The following is a 19070-nucleotide window of genomic DNA, read 5'->3' on the forward strand; positions in this document are numbered from 1 at the left end:
GAGGCAAGGATGCAGTCTTTCATTACGGAGCAGTACAATCGTCTATCGGTCCATGTGATGCCAACAAGCCAATACGCTAATTGTTATCTCCACCTGGGTATCGTTAACGAACAGGGAAGGATTCCCTCAGCTGTATTTGCAGTCATTGTGCGGCTGCTTTTCAGGCAGGATTCACTCGGCAAAAGAAAGCTACAGCAGCAGCTATGGTCCATGTATGCCGATGAGCTAAGATGCGAATTGGAGCAGAAGGGGGAGACTCAACTCGCATCCATCCGGTTGCGTATCCCTGCAGGGTTGCTGCCGGGGATCGAGGCACGGACGCTGGATGCGCTGAAGCTGCTCGCAGACCTGCTGTTCGAACCGAGCCTTAAGGGCGGATTTGATTTTGATGAAGCGCAGATCCAGGAGGAACTTGCTTGGGCAGAACATCATGCTGGCTATGATGTTTCCAATTGGGACAAGGTGGTACAGGGGCGTAGTCTGGAATGGCTTGGGTATGCGGAACGAAGCAGGGATGCCGATGTGGAGCAACTGCAACATTGTGTGCGTGATGGTGAACTGCAGCAATGGTACCGGGAGGTGCTTTGCAGCCCGCTCCACATTCATGTGATCGGTGATTTCCAATCGGATGTGATGATAGCTCAGGTCATGGAGACCTTTGTGCCATTGCTTGTCACAGCTGAGGGGAGAGCTATCCCATCTGTGATCGGGCATGATCAGCCTACTCAGCACCGGGAGGAAGGCGAGATGATGCTTGAACTGATGGATGTTCAGCAATGCAAGATTAATGTGACCTTCACCACCGGGTTGACGTATGGATCGTCGGATTATCCTGCCCTGTTTCTTTTTCATTCCCTGTTTGGCGCAACGCCAGCTTCCAGGCTTCAATCTGAGCTTCGTGAACGAAAGCAATGGGTGTATCAGATCTACAGCACGCTGGATGATTATCGGGGAATGCTTCATGTGACAACGGGAACAAACAGTGGATATGTGACAGAGGTCCTTGAAGCGATAGACGCTGAATGGCTGAGGATATGCAGGAGAGACATTCAGGAAGTGGAGCTGAATAGAGCTATTCAGAATGTGATGCATTATGTGCAAGTGGGATACGATCTGCCTGAGCAGGTGGTCAACCTTCATATCGATCGATTGCTCAACCGGGTCCAGATGACAACTCCGCAATTCCTGGAAGCCATATCCTGCGTTACTGCGGAACAAGTGGCTGAGGTAGCCTCTGGCATGAAAAAGGCTGTCACCTGGATTTTGTATCCTGAGAGTGAATATTCCGCACCAGTGCAGGAGGTGACTCATGAATAGTATTGTGAATAGCGCACCTGTCCGCAGGCGCTTATCCAATGGTCTGTCGGTCCACATTTTCCCCGAACCCCAGTTCCATCATACTTTTGTTTCGTGGTCCGTGTCCTATGGCTCAATCCATGATGGAGCCCTACCTGGCAGAGCACATTTCCTTGAGCATATGATGTTCTACAATCCGGATCAACGGCCCGTCAAGCCGTTATTTCATACTCTGGGAGCTTCGACATCTGCATTGACGCGTTACGATGTAACGACTTATCAAATGGCCTGCACAGGCGATTTGAAACGAAGTCTGGAGGTGTTCACCGGCATGCTAGCTGCTCCATATTTCACCCCGATGCATGTGGAACAGGAACGGTCCGTCATTCATCAGGAGCTGTCCATGTATGCAGACCAGCCCTCCTGGCGAGCTTTGCAGCAGTTGACTCAGATGATGTATGGCAGCAATCATCCCATCACGATGGACGTTGCAGGCACACCGGATAGTCTGTACCAAATGACAACGGATGAGCTGAAGCATGCCTACAACACTCACTATGCCACAGGGAGCATGGCGATAGCGGTTGCCGGTCCGGTTGAAACGGAGTTCATTACGGATATGCTGGAAAAATTCCCTGCGATGGAACCACTGAATGGTGCCTACCTGCCAGAAGTTACACTCGACTATTTGGGCGAGGACTCCAATAAGCAATATCGGGAGATTGAATGCGGATTGTCCTTGCCACTTGTAAGGTATGGGTTCCGTGCCGAAGATGGGATGCATTTAAAAGAGCAAGTCGCTTGCATGATCGGCATTGAAGCTTTACTGGGTGAAACTTCGGATTTCCATGCGGAATGTATGGAGTTGGGTCTGCTTCATAAGGGTGCAGAATGGGACCACTATTATCGCAAGCAATTTGCCTTTTCGAACGCTTGTGGGTATTCAGCAGATCCCGTTTCTTTATATAACCGGGTTGAGGAGATGTGTGAGCATATTCAGAACGGAACGCTGTCCCTACCCAATTTGAACTATGCACGGATGAAGTGGTTAAGCAAGTATTATGCAGACATGGATTCGTTAAAACAGCGATGTATGCACGTCTCCGAATATGAGGTGATCGGACTGGATTATATACAGCTTGGCACGTATGTACTTGAATTGACAGAAGAAGAGGTTAGGAGTGGTCTCAGAACTATTGCAACGTCTGCTCGTCTGCGGATGGTTGTTATACGTTAGCATGTAACACCGCATAGGGAGGAGGGCCTTATGGATTCCAGCACCGGAACAATCAGCAGCCTTCTGGCAATGAGGGAACAAGGGAATGATACGTTTACGCCATTTTCAGGAGAACCGGAGGTCCACATTTGGACACAGACTTTACCCATAAGGGAGGATCAACTGCAGACAGCGGCTGCCATGGACTCCGATGCAATGACTTTAGAAGAACATGAACGTATGGCCAGAATCAGCACAACCTCACGGCTACAGGCTCATTGCTGGATGATTTCAAGGGTTTTCTTGCGAAGAGTACTGGCACAGTACATGCAGCTTCAGGCAAGGGATATTCGATTTGAATACGGCACTTCCGGAAAGCCTTATCTCGTGGGAGGCCCGCAATTCAGCCTTTCGCATACGAATGGGCTATGTGTACTGGCGGTTACATCCACTAACAACGAGCTTGGCGTGGATGTGGAATGGGTACGTCCACTACTGCGAGAGAAAGCCATCATCCAACGTTTCCTGACGGAAGAAGAGCGGGATCATGTGCTGGAAGCCATATGTTCCGGTGAGGATTCTTCTTCCCTGCTGTGGAAAGTCCTCACAGGCAAGGAGGCCTGGATCAAGGCTTCAGGTCAATCTTTATGTGGACAGTGGAGAAATTTAAATACGATACAAGCGATACGAAATCATGAGCAATTGCTGGAATGGGCCGGACAGAAGTATGTGCTGCAGTCTTTGAAAATGGGCAAAAGCTACTCCGCATCATTATGCGTGACAGGGAGGGAGATACCACTGATACGCTGGATGAATGTGGATAATCATATACAAAGCTACGAGGGAATTGGTAATTAAATCTTACATATCTATTGTCTAAACATTGGCATTACCTATAATATGGACAAATGGTACCTTAATTTACCAATGTTAAATTCGTTGGTTCAATTCCAAGGAGGTTTGTCATGATTCAGTTCCCTAAACCGGATGTCGAGCAATATTTTCAGACGTACCGTATTTCACATTTTGCCGTATCGGCAGACGAGAAACGTTTGTTCATGGACAGCAATCTGAACGGTCAGCCGAATATTTGGGCGATGGATTTGCCTGGAGGATACCCGTATCCTTTAACGTACTTGAATCAGAGCAGTCAATTTATCAAAGCAGACCCGCAGGGGCGTCATCTTCTTACCGCGTTTGATCGGGATGGAGATGAGAACTATCATCTATATGCACTCCCACCCGAGGGTGGTGTTCCACTGCCTGTGGTTCCGGCGGAACCGAATGATCGCTGTTATTTCGCTGAGTTGTCCGAGGATGGACAGCGTCTCTATTATGTTACCAGCGCGGGTAATCCGAATTATCTGAATTCACGTCGCATCGATCTGGAGACAGGGGAAGATGAACTGTTATACAGTGGAGAAGAGGTTACGAGCAGCCTGGTTGCTGTAAGTCCTGACGAGAAGAGTTATGTTATTTTAAAAATGTACTCCAATACGTATCAGACGGCGCATCTGTATCGTAACAATGAAGAAATGGTGATTCTGCCAGTCTCAGAACGTTATAGTCAGGTATCTGATCTGATTTTTGCAGATGATAATCGTCTTCTGTTCATTACCAATGATGACTCCGCATACGCCTATGTGGCTGAATACCGTATCGATACCCGTGAATTCCGCTTATTGTGCAGAATCGAAGGGGAAGATGTGGAGTTTATCCGCTGGCATCAGGCTTCCGAGACCTTATATTTCTGGACACTTACAGGGCCGGAGAATCGTATGTACGTATTGGGCAAAAATGCCGATGAGCCTCGGCGCATAGAGATGCCGCTGGATACGATAGAGCAGGTGAACGTTACAAAGGCTGGCAATGTGTATATCCTCGGACGTGGAGCGATCCAACCGCATAACATTTATCGCAAAATAGCAGGTGCTGAGTCCTGGGAGCCGCTGACTGCCAATCGGGTAACCGGACTGGACCCAAGTGATCTCGTGTACCCTGACGTTATTCAGTATAACTCCTACGACGGACTGGAGATTGAAGCTCTCTTGTTCAAAGCAAAACCAGAGCAAGCCAATGGCTACACCGTATTTTGGCCACACGGTGGGCCGCAATCTTCCGAAGCAAAGTTTTTTCGGCCGATGTTCCAGATGATGCTCGCTCAGGGCTATCATATTTTTGCACCTAACTTCCGGGGCAGTACCGGATATGGTGCGGAATTCGTCAAATTGGTTGAGCGTGATTGGGGTGAGGGTCCAAGGCTGGACTGTGTTGCCGGGATCAACTGGTTGTTTGATCAGGGAATCACCTCGCCGGAGCGGTTGTTTGTGGTAGGTGGAAGTTATGGGGGATATATGACCCTGTTATTGGCAGGTCGCCATCCGGAACTGTTTCGGGCAGCGGTCGATATTTTTGGGCCAAGTAACTTGTTCACATTCCTGGAATCCGTACCGGAAGACTGGAAACCGATGATGGATAACTGGCTGGGTGATCCGGTCCGTGACCGCGAACGTTTAACGAAGGATTCACCAATTACGTATCTCGATCAGATGGTGAACCCAATGTTGGTCATTCAGGGTGCTAATGATCCAAGGGTCGTGAAGGCCGAATCCGATCAGATCGTGGCTGCGCTCCAGTCGAAGGGAATTGATGTGGAATACATCGTTCTGGATGATGAAGGTCATGGCTTCTCCAGGAAAACAAACGAGATTCTTGTGTACCGCCGGATGCTGGAGTTTTTGCAGAAACATCAGGAGTCACCTGTCGCACAAGCTTAAGTTGAGAGATTTCATCGTTGACTTAAATATAGTGAGATGAGGAAAACCGCCAAAGATCAAGGATGATCTCTGGCGGTTTTATACGTGCGCCCGCATGTTGGGCGACATATATGGAACGATACATTCTACTAATCTAACAATGCGACAATCGAATTAATGGACTGCTGCGCCCACTGTGCAAAAGGCAGGTCGGCTGCCCAAGTCACTTGTCCTGTGGCGTTGGCTTCCCCCCACCACAAGATACGTTGATAGAGCAGATGCATGCGGAGACGTGTGCGGAAGTGTTGGCATTTCTCCTCATCTGCTGCACAGACCAGATCCCGGTAGCAGCGAAGGAACTGTGCGGCCAGTTCTGGTTGACCCTCACGAACATACCTGGTGGATATTTTGGTTAGGTCGGCTGTACCGTCTCCGAAATAGGCCGTTGTAAAATCGAACAGACCACTAATCTGCCACCCTGAAGAACGGTCGTCCAGATTTTGTATCAGAATATTCTCGACCTTGAAGTCTCCCATAACAAAACACGGAACAGCCCTGGACCGAAATGCCGGTTCAGCATTCTTGAATTGCTCGTCCACCCACTGAACATCTTCATCCGTAATCACCGAGTACTGTTCAGCATCATGTAACCAGTGACGAATGGTTCCGTACAACCAGTCCAGATAATCGCCTGCAAAGGAAACAATCTGCTGCGCTACAGGGTCATATTCCCCGGCATCAGGCACCTTCCAGCGGTGCAGTTCAGCCAAAGTATGGGCAAACATACAGGCGATCTCTTCCTGATCTTGCTGTGACAGTGAAGCCTGGAATGCTGGATCATACAGGTGATTCCCGGGCAGGCGTGGCATTATGGCATAACTCCAGCCTAGCAGATGGGTATCTTCATGTAATAAATATGGATCAGGGACAGGAATGGACGTATGTTTTGCCAGTTGTTCTACAAAGAACTTTTCTTCCTGTAACTGTCCTGCATATAAAGGATTGCCTTTCAGAATATACTCTCCACGGGAAGAGCGAATGAGCAGTGTCTGACCCATAACACCTTTATCTGTTCGTCGATAATCTTTAAGAGTTCCCAGATCAAGCTCATTCAGCGCATCCTGCAATGAAACTGCGGCCACTTCGCCAAGTTGATTGGAACCAAAATATATACGGGTTGTCATATGGCCGGACCCTCCTGGGGTTTAGTCCTCATTCTCTTCGTCAGATAGGTCATACGTATCCTCATCGACCAATCCACGGATGAAAGCTTCAAAATTCGGCGCAAGATATGTAATCTCATAATCATTTTCCTGATCCACATGAACGACACAGGGTTCACCTTCAGGACCACAGAATCGATAATCCAGCATAACAACATCATGACCAGCGGAGGGACAATCACATATCACAATCCCTAGGTCGGGGTATCCCCAATCTTCGATCATGAACCGACTTCCCAGCTCACCAGCGAGTGCGTATATTTTATCGTGTCCAATTCCCATAATGCTTGAAATGGCAATGTGATCCTCAGCCCAGGAAGTCGCTTCTTTGGTGGGAAATACAGTGAGCGCAGGGATACCGCCGTTTTGCGTATTCATCAGTTGAATATAGGAAGCGGGCAGCTTGTAACCCAATTCCTTCTCAATAGTCAAAATCTCTTCTTCATCAAAAGGTTCTGATACATGATTGTCCTGCGCATAATCACTCTGTACCCAGAACATTGCGGGATCATAAGTCCCTGAAGCGGCTCTTAGATGGTTCTGTATACCGCTCTGCTCGAATGCGGCAAGCTCCTCTTCATGACGCTGGCGATCTCGACGCATCTTGTCCGCTTCGGGACGGACCTGACGAAGGAATTCCAAGGTAGATTCATCGTGCGGCAAGAGTTCGTCCACTCTCTCAAAAGCCAGTAGTGCCTGTTCATAACTCGCTATATGACAGTATGCATAACCCAAACGGTATTGCCAGAGCGGGTCGCTTGCCCCTTGCTCCTCGACAGACAACAGATGTTGAACGGCTTCGCGGTAGCGTGCGTCATTGTTATAGGCTCTGGCGAGTTGACCAATCAGATCATAATCCCGCTCTGAGACGGGGATTCGTTCAATATGTTCAATAATGAGACTGAATTGGTCCTGCTCATGCCACAAGTTGATTTGTTCCAGCAGTTCTCTTTCCATGAATAGGCCTCACTTCCGTAGGAGGGGTATGAATCTCTTTCATTATATAATAAGTATGTGTTGGTTGGAGAATGTATAAATCAAGCTCTTCGTAGCATACTGTTTAAGTATACTTTAAGTTTAATCTATAAAGTTTAAGTTATGTTTAACTTTGTTTAAGTATGATGTTGAAAGTTAAACTTTACTATCCTATACTAGGAGTGTGAGGTGAGATGGATATGGGAATCACAAGAGTTGAGAAGAATATATTTAGTCAGAACACGGATGAGATTGCTTCTGAGTTAGTTCAGAGCTTAAGTAATTCGGATAATAGCATTTTACTGTTCAAAGTGCTGGCATTTGCAGTCAAAAATAATGCTGAATTTGTCCGTAACCTGGATGAATCTATCTTTGAAGATGCTGATATTTTTAGAGAAAAGTATGTTACGCTTCTCAAACATGCGTTAAGTCAAGCAGTGGATGTACCGACAGGAATTACAGACAGTGGTATTCCTTCTATTGAAGCTGTACGTTCTTATACTCCTAAAGAATTATCTGTATTTTTTGGAGTAAGTATTACGACGATTTTTAACTGGATTGATCAAGGCCGTTTTATGGGAATTCAAAGAGCCGGGTCCAACAAACATAATCTCATCCCAGACAATACTACATATGTGTATGGATCAGGTAAGAGAACGACGATTAAAGAGATTGTGACTATGTGGAAAAAGGAAGAGGCAGAACACCAATCTACAATAGGAGTCAGTGACCTGGATTACCACACAGGGCAAATTGCCTTATATGAAGATAAATACAAAGGGGAATTCGAACGGACACTCGGAACTAAATTGAACTTAACACCTGAAGAAGAAACCGATGCACAAGTTTGGAAACACCATTTGGGGAGGCAGCGTCTTGGCTTTAAAGATACCGAAAAGTAATTTTCGTTTTATTGAGAATGATTTTTCAGATATTATTATGGAGATTCGAGATGGTGCCCAGGGTCTTCCAAGCAGTGCTAGAACTATTCGTAAAACAATTGTCTTTAATGATTTATCGAAGATGTACTGTGTAGAGGAGATAGATCGAAACGGGGGATTCATCGAGTTATATTGGTATGATTGGTATGATGATCAAAAAGAGTTGATTATGAAATTCCATGCTCATTATCATCCTGATGAAACACCTGCTAATATCACGATGTATGACCCGTTTCATATTCATACGGCAAATGAAAGAAGATTGAATAATGAAAAATTTCAAGAATTATATACGATTCTTGAATTTATTAGATTAAGAAATATCTCTATTAAATTATAATAGTTCAACGCTGATATGATGTTTGTACATACGAATTAAACAACACTCCCTGAACTTAGGCATGATAGCCACCATTCAGGGAGTGTTGTTTTTATTTATAATCTATTCTTTATTACAAATCGTCAAATCCATTATCGTCGCCAACTTTACCGTAGTTACGGGATTTAGCTTCGAAGAAGTCTGTTTTGGTTGCATTCAATGCTTCATCGGAGAATGGTTTGATCCAAGGCATGCAGTTTACATCCACACCTTCATATGCTTTCTCCATACCCATCAGACGCAGACGTTTGTTGGCGATGTACTTGATGTAATCTTCCAACTCGTTCAGGTCAATACCACGTACGTTGCTGAGTGTGTAATGTGCCCAGTTGGTTTCAAGCTCAACAGCACGATGGATGGTTGTGTATACGTAGTCCATGTTCTCAGGTGTGTTCAGTTCAGGGAAGTCTACCAGCAACTGTTTGTACACTTCGGCGAAGAAGTAACAGTGTTGGTTTTCATCCCGCTGGATATACGAGATCATCTGGCTGGTTGCCATCATTTTCTGGTCACGGGCCAGGTTGTAGAAGAAGGCAAACGTACTATAGAAGAAGATACCTTCGAGTACCAGATCGGCGACCATAGCCTGGAAGAACGTCTGTGGAGACGGCTCGTCCCGGAATGTTTGGTAAATGTCTGCGATGAAACGGTTACGGTCAAGCAGGACTGGATCGTGTTTCCAGTATTCAAAAATTTCCTTTTGCTCCCGATCAGATACGATCGAAGACAGGACGTAGGAGTAGGATTGGTTATGAACGACTTCCTGTTGTCCGATAATGGCCGAGATCGCTTCGAGTGAAGAATCAGTAAAGTAACGTTTTACGTCACCAACAAACATCGTCTGCATGGAATCAAGTACCGCGAGCAGGGAGATGTTGATTTTAAACGTACGTTGCTCTTCCTCATCCAGTTGAGCAAACTGGGAAGCATCTTTGGACATTGGAATCTCGTCTGCAATCCAGTGGTTGAGCAGCAGTACTTTGTACAATTTGTACATATGAGGCATGCGAATGTCGTTCCAGTTCAGGATACCGGAGCATTCACCTTCAATAATACGGGTTGATTGGTTAGGGGCTTCGGTGTTGAAAATTTTCTGTACTTGCATTGTTCCGTTCACTCCTTGAATGAATTTACACTGTATAACTACGATGACAGAACAACCTTCCGATCGCTGTTATCCCCTGATTTTTTTGATTCCCTCTTTTAAAGGGGAAAATCCGGTGATAAAGGCGAAGTGTATGCTTCCGAAGTAGCTTTCTTTCAGAAAGCTTTTAGCTCCGCTTCTTCAGCTTTGTTCTGTCCTCTTCGTTATCGTGTAATCATTAATTCTTTTATATATATTAGGGTTGTATAATGTGGCATCTATATCAACATCTTACGATGCTGTGATCGTGTTTTAGGTAAAAAAGAACCAGGGCAACGCCATTTTGCAATCAAAACAGGATGCCCTGGTGGTCACCTCGAATCTAGTAAATCTTCTCTATCATGGATAAAACGTAACTTGCGTAAAAATCAAGATTATTCAATCGTTAATGCCCGGCTACGAACATAATAGGTTGATTTCATGCCGGCTCTCCAAGCGTGCAGATGCAATTCCAGGAATTCTGTTGCTTTAATATCTGGTCGAACATAGAAGTTGAAACTTTGTCCCTGATCGACGTGGCGCTGACGGGCAGCCGCCATATTAATGGAAGCATGTTGGTCCACCTGGAACGCTGTTTGGTAATAAGGGCTTGTTTTTTCGGACAGATCCGGAGCCGGATTGGCAATTTTGTAAGTTGTTTTCTCTTCATAAGATAACAGCTCATAGAGCGGATCAATACTAGCCGTTGAACCGGCAATAATGGACGTGGAACCGTTAGGTGCAATGGCGAACAACCAAGCATTACGTACACCGTTTTGTCGTACTTCGGCTTGCAGTTCTTTCCACTGTTCGGTTGTCACGAACTCGCCTACGCGCTCACCTGATGTGTACTCGCGTTGGTCGAAGTAATGACCACTTTCCCAATCGGAACCTTTGAATTTCGGATAATGTCCTTTTTCTTTGGACAGCTCCATACTGGATTTCACGAGCAGGTAGTTAATTTTTTCATACAGATTATCGTTATACGTTACAGCTTCTTCAGACTCCCAATGAATGCCTTCGAGAGCAAGCAGGTGGTGAAGTCCAAACGTTCCCAGACCGACTGCGCGATATTGGCTGTTGGTATATTGGGCTTGCAACACTTCAATGTTGTTAATGTCGATAACGTTGTCCAGCATGCGCACCTGAATTGGAACGAGACGCTCCAATACATTATGAGGTATAGCACGTGCCAGATGGATGGAGTTCAGGTTGCAGACAACAAAGTCGCCAGGCACTTTGGAAATCACGATGCGAGTTTGTCCATCCTTGGTTACGAGTTCTTCCTTTTCAATTACAGTGGCAGACTGGTTCTGCATAATTTCGGTACACAGGTTGGAGGAGTATACCATACCGTGTGCACGGTTAGGATTCGAGCGGTTAACCGTATCGCGGTAGAACATGTATGGCGTACCTGTCTCCAGTTGGGATTTCAGTACACGCTTCATGATGTCAATCGCCTGTACTGTAATCCGGGACAGCAGTGGGTGATTCACCGCTTCTTCGTATTTATCACGGAACGCACCTTCGCCAAAGGACTCATCATAGAAATCTTCCAGTCCGAGTGCACGACCATTCTCGTCCTTCCAGCCCATCACTTTCTTCGTTTCGTGCGGACAGAACAGGCTCCATTCGCCACGGGTGGATACCCGCTCCATGAACAAGTCAGGCAGACAGATGCCGTGGAATACGTCATGCGCACGCATACGCTCGTCACCGTTGTTCAGCTTCAGATCGAGGAAGGCCAGAATGTCTTTATGGAAAACGTCCAGGTACACGGCAATGGCACCTTTACGCGTACCGAGCTGGTCTACGCTGACCGCTGTATTGTTTAGTTGGCGAATCCAAGGGATTACACCGGAACTTGTATTTTGGTGACCACGGATATCCGAACCACGAGCTCTGACTTTGCCGAGGTAAACGCCGATGCCGCCACCCATTTTGCTCAGACGAGCTACATCCGTGTTGGAATCGAAGATACCTTCGAGTGAGTCGTCCACCGTATCAATGAAGCAGCTGGAGAGTTGACCGGCTACTTTTTTACCTGCATTGGACATCGTAGGAGTAGCTGCAGTCATGTACATGTTGCTCATGGCCCAGTATGCTTCCTTGACGAGATCCATACGTCTCTCGGCAGGCTCTTGGTGCATTAGGAACATGGCGATAACCATGTAACGCTCTTGCGGCAATTCCATTACTTTTCCGTCAAAATCGTGAGCGAGGTAACGTTCTGCCAGTGTGAGCAAGCCGATATAATCGAAGAGCAGATCGTTGCGGTAGTCAATGCACTCAGCAAGTTCGTCGATCTGTTCTTTGGTGTAACATTCCAGTAATTCTTCGCGGTAGATACCTTTCTTCACGAGATCTACAAGAAGAGGGTGAAATGCGCCATAAGGCTCGTCCGGGTAAGACTTGTATCTGCGGTTGGTAGCCGCTTTTTTGTAAAGGGAAGTGAGCAGGGAGCGTGCCGCTGCAAATTTCCAATTAGGCTCCTCTTTAGTTACCAATTCCAGTGCGCTCATGATAAAAGCGTTGCTGATTTCGTCTCCGGTAACTTCATCACGGCGGAGCTTGCTGTTTACCCCACGTACCAGACGTTCCTTGTCCAGCATTTCCAGTCCTTCCAGAGTACGGTCGGCATATACCGAGATGCGCATATCATCAAAGGCAAGCTGGCGGTTGTTCGGCTTGGTCACAACTTGTGGCATGAATATTCCTCGCTTTCGCATGTTAAAGAGATAAATTGGAGAAATTCTTTATATAAAGAATTGAGTGTTGTCTTACGATGAGAAAAAGGTAAAGGTTGCTTTTGGCAGACTGAAACGGCGGTGACAAGTTCATGTCTTAAATCGCTCAACTTGAGGAGCACAAAACAGCACAATTCAGAACATGCTCATATAAAAAGCATTCTCCCGCCTCGCGGCTGAAAATGCCCATGGATGCTCTGGCTTCCTTACTGTCTTAGAAGTTCTGGATATCGACAGAAAAGGGTGCTTATGTAAGCTTTGGTCTATTGCAGATGTGCCTGTAGTTTGAGGATACCGGATGCAGTCCAAACAGCCCCGTTAACCTCCATGTCAACTCTGTTTCGAGAAAGCGATTTACACCTACAGGGACGTGCCTTTGGAGGTGATTTCATCCTGTTTTTCGCGAGAATGCAGAAGGTGACTAATAGAAGCGGAGAAATCTAGTGTTACTACATTTTGTAGCTGTCAACATACTGTAACCCAACATATTGTGTTTGTAAAGTGGGCCGATACAGTAAAACGTAATTCCGAGTATACCATTTAAGCCAGGAATCCGCAAAGGAAAAGGACTGGAAGATTTGAAGATTTATCAAAAAAAATTTTTGGCCAATTTGAATGACGTCATCACGTCAGTTTGAATTGTAACGCATTCAACTGGTAGAATAAAAATAGTCAAAAATCGACTAAAATCAGCGGCAGCGGTTGTTCACGGGGCCCAGAGGAGGCGGAGCAAAATGGCAATAGCAGAAGTGACTGTAATTCCAATCGGAACGGGTACAACCAGTCTAAGCAGTTATGTGGCGGACATGCAAAAGGTATTGGAACATCAACGGGGCATTACATATCAGTTAACTTCCATGAGCACCATTATTGAGGGACCGCTTAACGAGATCTTTACAGCAATTGCGGCTCTGCATGAAGCGCCGTTTTTGTCAGGAGCTCAGCGTGTTTCCACATCCGTCAAAATTGACGACCGTCGTGATAAACCGGATGCCTCAAGTATACAGAAGTTACAATCGGTTCAGGATAAACTGACGTCACTTCAGGCAAGACCTAATTAATGGTTTAGTATAAACATCCGTATATACGGTTATTCGGTATGTTATACGTCATTAATTAAAGGTTAGATTGTGTCTGTCGGTGTAGTTAATGTGAATTTCTGGCATCTATAAACTGAAAGACAAAAAGACCAGCTTAACGTTCATTAAGCTGGTCTTTTTGTATACTCATTTAACATTTTAATTAATCTGCAACTACCAATGATGCACCAATCAACGTGGCGTTGGTGTAACCACCCCCAACATTTTCAAAAGAGAAGTTGGTAATTGGAGCACCGATCACAGTAGCGTAATCGCCGTCAAGCAGATCTCCAGTCGTTGCAGGGTACAACGCTATAATATCGTTTCCGTTCTCATCCATGACATGAACGATAGAGAAGGTTGCTCCGAGAGAGCTATCTTCTTCAACGGAAATGACTTCCCCGTTAACTTGTACGAAAGTATTGTAATAGTTGGCTACATTTTTATTCAGATGACGGGTCGTTACATTGGAGTCAACGAGCCCCTGTACCTTTTTGCTTAGTTCTGCCGTAATGGCTGGGAATACATCGTTATGTTTACCAAAGAAATCATAAGATGCCTGCTCCATAAAGGCTGTGTCTTCTGTAATGTACGGAGTTAACTCATTAAAGAAATCCGCAGCTGATGCTGTGGCAGATGAATTTCCAGTTGTTGCAGTTGGTGCTGTTTGCTCCAGAGAAGTAGTAATGCTTAGGGAATCAAGGATATCTTTGATCTCATCCTGATTATAAGTATCCTTGGCGTAGGTTAACGTCATGGTATAGAGTTCTGTATTGGTCGGAATCAGATACTGCACAAGGATAACATCTGTACCCGAGGAATGCTTATAGGCTCCTTCCAAGACACCAGCGCTATATTCTTTATAAGGCTTGTTTGTGTAGCTGGTTTTTTTATAATCGGAAATGCCGATGCTTGAACCGCTTTGTGTGTAATAATCCACTATATTATTGGCGTATTCTTCAGGATTAATTAAACCGGTTGAGCTGGCCTCAATCGTCAGATTCATATTATCTGCAAATGTGACTGATGAAGATTGGTCTGAAAAAGCAGCTTTAATGGATGGAGCATTCATTTGACTTGTATCTACGCTTTTCCAGGATTCAGGATATGCAAAAGAAAATCCTTCTCCACTATATGTAGTGTATTTCGTAGCTTTTGCTTCTGTTGAGACAGTTTCAGTTGCCTTGGATGCTTCGGACGTTTGGCTATTGGTTGTTGTGTTTGTTTCTGAATTACCACAAGCATTAAGCATTGTGGCTAAAGCCAAAATCGTAATAAGTTTCTTCATTATGTCTAATTTCTCCTAATATGCTTCCCATCGGTTGGGATTTTTTCTAAGGTCATCATTTCGTTTGGGATAATCTAGTTTAGGTGGTGAGGATAGAAACTCCTTTCTGCTTTATTAGTAAAATAATAACATAAATAAAGATTTCAGTATTCATAATTACTAAAAAGGTAATTTATCTGTATTTAACAAGTCAAAAGCTAATAATATACCGTATGGGTATCCATTTTGAGCGATAGTACATACATTTGGTTGATATAACCGTGGGATTTATTTATGACTTAAACATATTTGAACATAACATTCCGACTTAAGAACTAACCCTTTATGTAGTTGCAATTAGCGAATAGTCGATGAAAAAAACAGCCCATTTTTCGACCTGAGCCCGGTCCCATGTGTGATTGGTGCATATAGTGAACTGTACCTCAAATCAAAGGAGGGGTTTACATGAGTGGAGTAGTAGGTGGATACGGCGGCGCATGGACATCGACTGGCGCGATCTTGGTTCTCTTTATCTTGTTGGTCATCATCTCTAAAGCATTCTTGATCTAATAAACCGCTTGGACCCTAATATATTTGTAAAGGAGGGTTCTGCATGAGCAACGTAGTTGAAGGCGTAGGATACGGCGGATGGACATCGACTGGAGCAATCCTCGTTCTGTTCATTCTGCTCGTAATCATCACTAAATCTTTCTGGGTATAATATGGTGAGCTCTGCCGGGCAACCGGTGGGGTTTTTTTTCTAGAGGACAAGCATGGTGGAGAGCCAGGAAGATAAGATAGCTTGTGGTTGAACGGAAGAATTGGTGGAATTCAAGAAATGGAATGATGGCGTATGCTTCGAAAATGGGGAGGGTACCTCCTAGCTAAACGCCCATTTTGTCAAAATGAGGGCGATAGCCCGGTCCAGAGGTAGGCTGAATACATAGCTTAGGGGTGTAGGCAAATGTTAAGGAGGAATGAACAATGAGCGAAGTAAAACCGAATTCACCGAACGGACAGGGACACGTATACGGACATATGGGAGGTTATGAGCATATGCAAGGATACCAATACACAGGTCATGAAATGCATGGGTATGGATATGGATGTGGAACAATGCCAATGGGATATGGCTATGGATACGGACACCATGCCAATCAGGCTCCAATGATGCACGGTTATCAACAGGGTTGTGGAGTATCCTATGGTCATGGCGGCGGAAGCTGGGGTTCCATGGGTACGATCCTCGTACTGTTCATCTTGCTGGTCATCATCTCCAAAACGATGTTTATCTAAGGATTTGTGAGTGCAAGGGGACTTTGCTGATCGTGGATCGTTGTGATAGATGCTCTAAATAAACTCCGAAGTCTGAGTTCCATGTTGGGGCATAACGTACCTATGATTCAGAAAGGGACAGCGTAGGATTCCATCCTGCGGTGTCCCTTTTTTATTAGAAGTGAAGGAGCGTTGGGATTACTTTCTTTAACGAACTCCACAGACGCTATTCCATGCATTTTTGCCATTTCAAAAGTTTAACGAATCGTAGACGTCTTATTTCCTCAATTTGGGCATGTTTGGAGCTTATATTCATGAAGTGACATGGATTAACGTGGCTGAGATTCGTTAGATTTTACATAGCATAGAAATCCTCAATATAAGGTGTGCAGATTCGTTAGCGTCTGGTGAGCGTAAACAGTTGCTTTAGAGGCCGGCGTTATTTGCACAATTGGAAAAGTAAGAAGTAAGAAGTAAGAAGTAAGAAGTAAGAAGTAAGAAGTAAGAAGTAAGAAGTAAGGAAGGAAGTATCCAGGAGTGTAGCCAGTGGGAGAACGAAAAAGTTTTAAAAGCAGAGCCGAATTTATCTGGTTAGTCTGATAAGTGAAAGGAAGACTTTTCTCAGTGGTGGGGGCGATTGTCTGTAGATGTTACTAAATTGGATATGTAGACATGGATAAACACCCGGAACCCAATTCCGGGTGCTTTGTGTATGTTTTCAATCTTCTCAAGAATAAGTGATATCCAAAACAACAAAAGCCCTACCTCTCTTTTGTCCTTGCGGCTCCGATGACCGCGCCAGTGTGAATGGGAACATCTTGTGAAACTCTGTACTACCGGGTTATTGTGATTCAGGTTCTTCAATCTTCATAGGTTAAATGTGCTTATAGTTCGCTGCGGTCGCAGCATGAAGAAAATATTCCGGGGTTTAAAGAAGACAGAAATCATATGAGGTTGTTTAATATAACTCTTATAGTATACCACAGGTTGTAATTTTCTGCAATAAAAAGGAAAGCGCGACCAGAGCAGCATGTTTTCGGACTGTTTTTAAGTTGGGAAGTGAAAGGTTAGTTTGAAAAGATACAGAAAATTTTTCAAACTATTTCTTCATAGGGGTAATCCTCTTCAAAAGTTTCTGCGTAGGTTATAATAAGAGGGAAGAAACAGAAAGGGGCCCTCGCATGACTGAATCGATTGAGGACAGCAGGTTAATGCGGCAGATCGCGGAACGTGATGCCTCCGCACTGGAGCTTTTATATGACCGTTATGAGCGAGCGGTGTATTCTTTTGCCTACCGGATCGTTGGTGATCCTATGACGGCAGAAGAGACCGTTCAGGAACTTTTTATGCGGGTCTGGAATAATGCTGAACGTTACGATGCCTCACAGGGGAAGCTGACCACATGGATGTTTGCGATTACGCGTAACATTGCAGTGGACATGCTGAGGCGGAAATCAAAAGGGGCAGCGACTACTTCAGTTGAACACGAGACACTGGCGGCCTATGCCGATGAACATACGAACACGGAAGAAGAAGTGCAGCGTAAATGGGAAGGTACCCGGATTAAAGAGGCGTTGTCCCAATTGAACGGTGATCAGCAACAAGTTATAGAATCGATTTATTATGCGGGATTAACCCAGCAGGAAGTATCCAGCCGATTCGGGATTCCGCTGGGTACAGTAAAGAGCCGTGTCAGGCTTGCCATGCGACAGCTCCAAAAGTTGCTGGCCGATGCTGAATTGCATCCGGACGCGGGAAGGGAGGGCATACATCCATGATAGAACGACATGAGGAGTGGTCTGATCTGGCACCGATGTATGTGCTGGGCGGACTGGAAGCAGAGGAAGTGGCGGCGTTTGAAGCGCATTTGGCAACTTGCGAACCTTGCCGCCAGGAGGTAAGGGAATTGCAGGAAGTGACTGGCTTCCTGCCACTTGCGGCGGAACCTGTAGCACCGCCGCAAGGCATGCGAGCACGTGTGCTGGGCAACGTGCTCGGACATGGGCAGGAGAGCGCCGAGGCGAAGCCAGCGGCTGCTCCTGCAGAGCCTGAAGCACCCGTGGTGCTTCAGGAGGATCTTGCGCCGCAGCACAAACGTGCGGCGCAGCCCGGGCCAGGCTTGCCGCCGGTAACGGCGGTGCCTGCGGCCCGGGTGGAAGAGGCTGCCCAGGCACAGCCATGGCAGCCACAAGCGCGCGCGCGTGCGCGCAGCAGCAGCGCCTGGCGCATAGCCAGTGCCGGCCTTGCGGCCGCGGCACTGTTACTGGGCGTGTACACGGCGCAGCTGCAGAGCAAGATCGACTCGCTGACGCAGCAAGCGGCGGGCTCGTCGGCTACGCAAGAGCAACTGGTGCAGGCACAGGCGCAGAATGCACAGCTGCAAGAGCAGCTGGCATCAGCTCTGGAACCTGCACAGGGCATGCAGACTGGCGAGGCAGTGAAGCTGAATCCTGCAACGCAGGACATTGTAGCTCAGGGTCTCGCAACCATCGTTATTGACAGCAAAGGCACTCACCTGGTTGTGCAGGCTGAGAACCTGCCGAACCTGGAAGGCAACGAGGCTTTTCAGGTCTGGTTGATCAAAGGAGATACCCCTCAGAATGCGGGTACTTTCCTTAGTCGTGACGGAACGGGAGCAGTATACTACACATTGGATTCGGCCAACGACTATGATACGGTTGCCATCACGCTTGAACCGGATGCAATGGGAGATGAGCCGCGCGGTACAATGATTCTGGCTGCCAAGATTAAAGGATAAATATAGGATATATCACCAAAGGCTGCTCCGTCGTG

17 protein-coding genes are annotated in these 19070 nt (G+C 46.1%); 12 read left to right on the top strand and 5 right to left on the bottom strand.

Features of this window, described 5'->3' with window-relative positions:
• Nucleotides 1-9: 9 nt before the first annotated feature.
• The 4 genes from PAEAM_RS05670 (at nucleotide 10) to PAEAM_RS05685 (ending at nucleotide 5289) form a co-directional block, all read left to right on the top strand.
• Nucleotides 10-1317 (top strand): M16 family metallopeptidase, encoded by a 1308-nt coding sequence (locus tag PAEAM_RS05670; protein WP_100526953.1) that lies wholly within the window; start codon nucleotides 10-12, stop codon nucleotides 1315-1317.
• Nucleotides 1310-2533: a M16 family metallopeptidase gene (locus tag PAEAM_RS05675; protein ID WP_100526954.1), complete on the top strand. Its 1224-nt coding sequence runs from the start codon at nucleotides 1310-1312 to the stop codon at nucleotides 2531-2533. Before PAEAM_RS05670 ends, PAEAM_RS05675 begins: the two co-directional genes overlap by 8 nt.
• Nucleotides 2534-2563: 30 nt before the next feature.
• Nucleotides 2564-3370 carry a 4'-phosphopantetheinyl transferase family protein gene (locus PAEAM_RS05680; protein ID WP_100526955.1) on the top strand — a complete coding sequence of 269 codons (807 nt, stop codon included), beginning with the start codon at nucleotides 2564-2566 and terminating at the stop codon, nucleotides 3368-3370.
• 107 nt (nucleotides 3371-3477) lie between these two features.
• Nucleotides 3478-5289: a S9 family peptidase gene (locus tag PAEAM_RS05685; protein ID WP_100526956.1), complete on the top strand. Its 1812-nt coding sequence runs from the start codon at nucleotides 3478-3480 to the stop codon at nucleotides 5287-5289.
• Nucleotides 5290-5417: 128 nt separating this feature from the next.
• Here PAEAM_RS05685 and PAEAM_RS05690 read toward each other — a convergent pair whose 3' ends face one another.
• Both PAEAM_RS05690 and PAEAM_RS05695 read right to left on the bottom strand, forming a co-directional pair.
• Nucleotides 5418-6452, bottom strand: a complete 1035-nt coding sequence (locus tag PAEAM_RS05690; RefSeq protein WP_100526957.1) for a phosphotransferase family protein — start codon at nucleotides 6450-6452, stop codon at nucleotides 5418-5420.
• A 21-nt stretch (nucleotides 6453-6473) separates the two neighbouring features.
• Nucleotides 6474-7448, bottom strand: a complete 975-nt coding sequence (locus PAEAM_RS05695) for an SMI1/KNR4 family protein (protein WP_100526958.1) — start codon at nucleotides 7446-7448, stop codon at nucleotides 6474-6476.
• A 212-nt stretch (nucleotides 7449-7660) separates the two neighbouring features.
• On the opposite strand from PAEAM_RS05695, the gene PAEAM_RS05700 reads away from it, so the two are divergent.
• Together PAEAM_RS05700 and PAEAM_RS05705 are read left to right on the top strand one after the other, a co-directional pair.
• Entirely contained in the window at nucleotides 7661-8368 is a 708-nt protein-coding gene (locus PAEAM_RS05700; protein ID WP_100526959.1) for a MerR family transcriptional regulator, read from the top strand.
• Nucleotides 8343-8747 (top strand): toxin-antitoxin system TumE family protein, encoded by a 405-nt coding sequence (locus PAEAM_RS05705; protein ID WP_051447033.1) that lies wholly within the window; start codon nucleotides 8343-8345, stop codon nucleotides 8745-8747. Before PAEAM_RS05700 ends, PAEAM_RS05705 begins: the two co-directional genes overlap by 26 nt.
• 112 nt (nucleotides 8748-8859) lie before the next feature.
• On the opposite strand, the gene PAEAM_RS05710 is transcribed toward PAEAM_RS05705, so the two are convergent.
• Together PAEAM_RS05710 and PAEAM_RS05715 are read right to left on the bottom strand one after the other, a co-directional pair.
• Nucleotides 8860-9891, bottom strand: coding sequence for a ribonucleotide-diphosphate reductase subunit beta (locus PAEAM_RS05710; RefSeq protein WP_036607380.1), 1032 nt, complete (start codon nucleotides 9889-9891; stop codon nucleotides 8860-8862).
• 413 nt (nucleotides 9892-10304) lie between these two features.
• Nucleotides 10305-12617, bottom strand: a complete 2313-nt coding sequence (locus PAEAM_RS05715) for a ribonucleoside-diphosphate reductase subunit alpha (RefSeq protein WP_100526960.1) — start codon at nucleotides 12615-12617, stop codon at nucleotides 10305-10307.
• Between the two features lie 773 nt (nucleotides 12618-13390).
• On the opposite strand from PAEAM_RS05715, the gene PAEAM_RS05720 reads away from it, so the two are divergent.
• Complete coding sequence (locus tag PAEAM_RS05720) at nucleotides 13391-13717, top strand: MTH1187 family thiamine-binding protein (RefSeq protein ID WP_017690882.1); 327 nt, start codon at nucleotides 13391-13393, stop codon at nucleotides 13715-13717.
• Nucleotides 13718-13898: 181 nt separating this feature from the next.
• On the opposite strand, the gene PAEAM_RS05725 is transcribed toward PAEAM_RS05720, so the two are convergent.
• On the bottom strand, nucleotides 13899-15023 hold the full coding sequence (locus PAEAM_RS05725; RefSeq protein WP_100526961.1) for a PsbP-related protein: 1125 nt from the start codon (nucleotides 15021-15023) through the stop codon (nucleotides 13899-13901).
• Between the two features lie 444 nt (nucleotides 15024-15467).
• Between PAEAM_RS05725 and PAEAM_RS32100 the strand changes: the two genes are divergently transcribed.
• The 5 genes from PAEAM_RS32100 to PAEAM_RS05740 all read left to right on the top strand — a co-directional run bounded on the left by PAEAM_RS32100 (nucleotide 15468) and on the right by PAEAM_RS05740 (nucleotide 19035).
• Nucleotides 15468-15572 (top strand): hypothetical protein, encoded by a 105-nt coding sequence (locus tag PAEAM_RS32100; protein WP_017690880.1) that lies wholly within the window; start codon nucleotides 15468-15470, stop codon nucleotides 15570-15572.
• 43 nt (nucleotides 15573-15615) lie between these two features.
• Entirely contained in the window at nucleotides 15616-15723 is a 108-nt protein-coding gene (locus PAEAM_RS32105) for a hypothetical protein (RefSeq protein ID WP_017690879.1), read from the top strand.
• A gap of 263 nt (nucleotides 15724-15986) precedes the next feature.
• Entirely contained in the window at nucleotides 15987-16298 is a 312-nt protein-coding gene (locus tag PAEAM_RS32205; protein WP_017690878.1) for a hypothetical protein, read from the top strand.
• Nucleotides 16299-17458: 1160 nt separating this feature from the next.
• The gene (locus tag PAEAM_RS05735) at nucleotides 17459-18055 is read left to right on the top strand and encodes an RNA polymerase sigma factor (protein ID WP_100526962.1); all 597 of its coding nucleotides are present in this window, start codon (nucleotides 17459-17461) and stop codon (nucleotides 18053-18055) included.
• Nucleotides 18052-19035, top strand: coding sequence for an anti-sigma factor (locus tag PAEAM_RS05740; RefSeq protein WP_100526963.1), 984 nt, complete (start codon nucleotides 18052-18054; stop codon nucleotides 19033-19035). The genes PAEAM_RS05735 and PAEAM_RS05740 overlap by 4 nt, the downstream gene beginning before the upstream one ends.
• Nucleotides 19036-19070: the final 35 nt, after the last annotated feature.

Source organism: Paenibacillus sp. GM1FR, from assembly GCF_002803315.1.
Taxonomy (GTDB): Bacteria; Bacillota; Bacilli; order Paenibacillales; family Paenibacillaceae; genus Paenibacillus; species Paenibacillus amylolyticus.